3 protein-coding genes are annotated in these 2,044 nt (G+C 71.0%); all 3 read right to left on the reverse strand.

Translation table 11 applies throughout. The features are described from left to right. On the reverse strand, nucleotides 1–600 hold a 600-nt coding region (locus CCN39_RS48130; RefSeq protein ID WP_086853888.1), incomplete at its 3' end, for a GntR family transcriptional regulator. Between the two features lie 4 nt (nucleotides 601–604). Further along, a complete protein-coding gene (locus tag CCN39_RS48135; RefSeq protein ID WP_167455393.1) occupies nucleotides 605–1,390 on the reverse strand; it encodes an SDR family NAD(P)-dependent oxidoreductase in 786 nt (261 codons plus the stop codon). A 2-nt stretch (nucleotides 1,391–1,392) separates the two neighbouring features. Further along, nucleotides 1,393–2,044 (reverse strand): hydantoinase B/oxoprolinase family protein (locus tag CCN39_RS48140; protein ID WP_143264487.1); only part of this gene is annotated, 652 nt, incomplete at its 5' end.

The raw sequence follows: 2,044 nt of genomic DNA on the forward strand, positions 1-2,044 counted from the left end.
GCCGCGGCGCAGGTCGCGCAGGATCTTCTCGTGGCAGTCCAGGAACGGCTCGTAGAACTCCCGCGTGTTCTCGTTGAGCACGAAGAACAACCGCGTTTCGGCGAGCACCTGGCGCATCGTCGCGGACAGGCGCTCGCTGCCGGCCAGATCCGCGAGGGCCTGGTGGAAGTGGATGCTGGCGGTCCCGACCGACGGCCAGTCCTCGGCCGCCGCCGCCGTCCGGCCGTCCCGAAGCGCCTGCTCGACCAGCGAAAGATCCACTGTGGACAGCTCGGCGGCGCGACGCAGGGCACCGCATTCGGTGGCGCGGCGCACGACGTAGAGGTCTTCGATGTCCTCTGTGGTCAGTTCGCGCACGAACACGCCGCGGTTCAGCTCGTGCACGGCCAGCCGCTCGTGGGCGAGCAGCTGGAACGACTCGCGCAGCGTGTTGCGCGAGACGCCGAGCGCCGAGCTGATCACCGGTTCCGACAGCCGTTCACCGGGGGCGAAGACGCCGTCGGTGATGTACTGGCGCAGGATCGCCGCGACCCGCTCGGCCGTGCCGCTGCGCTCGAGCAGGTGCCGCGCGTTCTCCAGCCCCGAGGCATCGACGGTCACGGCACTACCTGACGCCGAGGTCGAAATCGAGGCTGTACCGGTTGCCCGGCATCGCCCCCGCGGCCTTCGCCCCGTCGATCGGCAGCACGACACCGTTGACGAACCGGGACTCGTCGCTCGCCAGGAACACCACGGCTTTCGCGACTTCCCAGGCCTCGCCGACCCGTGCCGCCGGTGTGCTCGCGACCAGCTGGTGCTGCTTGGTCTCGAACTCCTCCGGCGAGTTGAGCGTGCTGCGCAGCATGTCGGTGTCGATCGCGCCCGGGTTCACCGTGTTGGCCCGGATGCCCTGGTGCGCGTGGGCGACCGCGATCGACTTGGTCAGCCCGACCAGCGCGTGCTTGGTGGCGTTGTACACCGGGTCGCCGGGGCGGCCCATCACGCCGCCGTTCGACGACGTCGTGATGATGCTGCCCGCTCGTCGTTCGATCATGTGCGGCAGCACGGCACGGGTGCCGAGGAAGGCGGCCCGCACGTTGAGCGCGAAGATGTTGTCGAACTCCGCGAGCGTGGTGTCCACGAGGGACTTCCCGAGGTGGATGCCGACGTTGTTGAACAGCACGTCGATGCGGCCGGCCTCGGCGATCACGCGATCGACGAACGCCGCCACGGCGGCCTCGTCGGTGGCGTCCACTATGGAATGGTGGTAGCCGTCGAGCGCTTCCGCGGGCTCGCGGATGTCGGCGGCGAAGACGGTCGCACCTTCGGCGACGAACTCCTTCACCGTGGCGAGACCGATCCCCCGCGCGCCGCCGAAGACCACCGCAACCTTGCCGGCCAACCGACCCATGCTCACTGCCCCGCTCTCCGTCGTGCTGTCTGCTCTTCGTCCACCGCGTAGTCCTCGGGCAGCCGGACGAGCGCGTCCGGGTCCCCGAGGTACCGCACCTCGACGCCGTACACCTCACGCGCCGCCGCCACCGAGACGTACCCCTCGACGACGTCGGCGAGCACCGCCGCCACCGGCCGCGCGGCCGGCGACCCGTACCCGCCACCGCCCGGCAACGTGACGTCCACAACGGACTCCGCCGCCAGCGGCACCCGGCTCTTCGCGGGCAGGTCCACCCCGCCGGACAAGCCGAAGCGACCGGGAGCGCCCGGCTCGCCGCCGTCCACTCCGGACGCCGCGGCCCGCACCCGGTCGACGTTGCCGTTGACGCTCCAGGAAGTCACGCCGAGTGCGCCCATCGTGGTCACCTGTCCGAGGCCGCCGCGGAACCGGCCGGCGCCGCCGGAGTCCACGCGCAGCTCACGAACGTGCTGGACCAGCGGCGCCATGGTCTCGATGACCTCGGTCGGCGTCGACCGCAGGCCACTCGGGAAGCCCGTGGTGGACAGGCCGTCCTTGTCCGCCCGCGCGCCCATCCCGCCGGTCTGGAAGACGTTCAGCATGAAGCCGGGCCCGCGCCAGATGGTCATCCACAGCGCGTCCGCGCTCGGCGCG

Origin of the sequence: Amycolatopsis kentuckyensis, assembly GCF_002155975.1 — a bacterium.
GTDB lineage: Bacteria > Actinomycetota > Actinomycetes > Mycobacteriales > Pseudonocardiaceae > Amycolatopsis > Amycolatopsis kentuckyensis.

Bases quoted from the DNA above. Each gene is read 5' to 3' on its own strand.
- CCN39_RS48135 (WP_167455393.1), bottom strand. From the start codon at position 1,390: ATGGGTCGGTTGGCCGGCAAGGTTGCGGTGGTCTTCGGCGGCGCGCGG.